The sequence below is a fragment of the Pyrobaculum sp. genome (assembly GCF_049971835.1).
Classification (GTDB): Archaea; Thermoproteota; Thermoprotei; order Thermoproteales; family Thermoproteaceae; genus Pyrobaculum.
This window is the reverse complement of sequence record NZ_JBMFKV010000320.1, coordinates 1-1,764: the sequence shown is the minus strand read 5'-3', so window position 1 is coordinate 1,764 and position 1,764 is coordinate 1. Positions and strand designations below refer to the sequence as shown.

General features: G+C 48.8%; 2 protein-coding genes and 1 pseudogene. All 3 read right to left on the bottom strand.

Annotation, left to right across the window (positions count from 1 at the left end):
- Positions 1-962 (bottom strand): hypothetical protein (locus ACP5J3_RS14195; RefSeq protein ID WP_428496277.1); only part of this gene is annotated, 962 nt, incomplete at its 3' end.
- Positions 963-979: 17 nt separating this feature from the next.
- Positions 980-1,234 carry a hypothetical protein gene (locus ACP5J3_RS14190; RefSeq protein WP_428496276.1) on the bottom strand — a complete coding sequence of 85 codons (255 nt, stop codon included), beginning with the start codon at positions 1,232-1,234 and terminating at the stop codon, positions 980-982.
- Positions 1,235-1,526: 292 nt separating this feature from the next.
- Positions 1,527-1,764 (bottom strand): annotated as a pseudogene (locus tag ACP5J3_RS14185) (EVE domain-containing protein); the annotation flags it as partial.

Genomic DNA, 1,764 nt, shown 5'->3' with positions numbered 1-1,764 from the left:
CTATAACGCCTTGCCTTGTACATTTCTTGGTGTATAAGATCAAACCCCCTAATATTGGAGGAGAGGTAGTTCACAAACTGCTTGGCGACACTGGATATCACTTTCCCAGCCGATACAATGTAAATACGTCTCAACGTACGGCATCGGCTAATAACTGAGTTAATAAAATTGACATAGCGCTCCCAGTCTCCCCTCAACACCTTCTCCAACTTTCCAGTCCTCACAATTGTCAATGAAATATAGTCTCCACATACCGTGGGATCGTCGACTGATGACAGATTACCTACAACTTCGAGTAACCGCCTCACATCGTTCTCCAACTTATTCTTGTCCACTGCACCATTAAACTCCTCAAGAACCTTCCTTAGCTCAAAAAGCACAATATGTCTATACAGCGATTCGTCATCAGCTTTATATATGTATTCTAGCAGTGTCTTTTCCTCGGGATTGTTATAAGTCTCCCCAACCAGCCTCATGAACTCCGTCAACACCCTGACGTCCCCACTCGCATAATCACGAGAAATAGAAACGGCGAGCAACCTAGCCATTTTAGGACCGAAAACAGGCTCTAGATACCGCGAGACTGCGTAAGGCGCCGCCATAAGAAGAGCCTTCGCCACCACATGATTCAAATCTGTGGTGTACTGCACCCTAACTATCAACAAGCCCTTTTCGAGATCTAGAGATATACTCTCCTTATCAGACCACTCAATATCGATATCATACCCAATACCTTCAACCGTAGAAGAATGTGGGATTAGAGATCTTAGTCTCTTCTTAACATAATTCTTATGCTCGCTCTTAACTATACGAGAAGCTATTGGATAATAAATCTTCAACAGTACAATATTCACAAAATCCTCTACAGACTTAGACAACTTAATCAACAACTTGAAAAAGAGGTAGAGTAAGAAGATGAGGCCAAGCGTTGAGAGAAACCAGTTAAAAGCCTCAGTAATCACGCAACCAACCGGGCCACCTACTCACGGACAGCAGAGCCCGACAGCCTAGCCGTAATCTCCGCCGCCGCAACCAGACACTTAACATCACTACAGACGAGATTAATTCTGCCATCTTTACTCTTAAACATCCCACCTAAATTATCCACGGAAATCGGCCTACCACAGACAAAACACCGGTAGCGCCCCCCAACAACCCCCTCGTAGAGCCCCAACCTCTTCAACACATCCACCAAATCAGTGTCATGCACAGCCTTCATAACAACCGAAACCATGGCAACCCATCGACACATATATAAAAACTCAACGCCATTCACCAACCCAGCAACAGCCAAAACACAGCCATAGACATATGCAGGAACTTACAAATACTAATCAGTTTTAATCAGCCAGACGGGCCCACCCGAGATCATCCCATCTGCAAAGACCCGCCTCCAGAGCCGTGCCCCAGACACCACTACTCACACCCCCCTTTAGACATCAGATCTCTAAGACCCCCCGCACCAGACGCCATATTGGCGTTGCCACGGATCCCCAGGCACCGCGCCGCGGGGGGCCTTTGCTACGTCACCGCAGAGCCGTAAACAAGCCGAGTAGCTCCTTGTGACGCGTTACGTCTGCGTGCAACTGCAGAACCTCGCCCCCCGAGAGGATCCTCACCTTGTCGGCCAGCTCGTGGAAAGCCCCCGAGAGATACGGCTCCAAAAGCCTCAAAGCCCGCTCCCTCTTACCCTCCCCAGCCACCACGAGAAACAGCCCCCGAGGCCTCCACACGTCATAGGCGTGCTTCAGAGCCGCCAAAGAC

Excerpts from the sequence above, each read along its gene's own strand:
- ACP5J3_RS14190 (WP_428496276.1), bottom strand. The coding sequence starts at position 1,234 with ATGGTTTCGGTTGTTATGAAGGCTGTGCATGACACTGATTTGGTGGAT.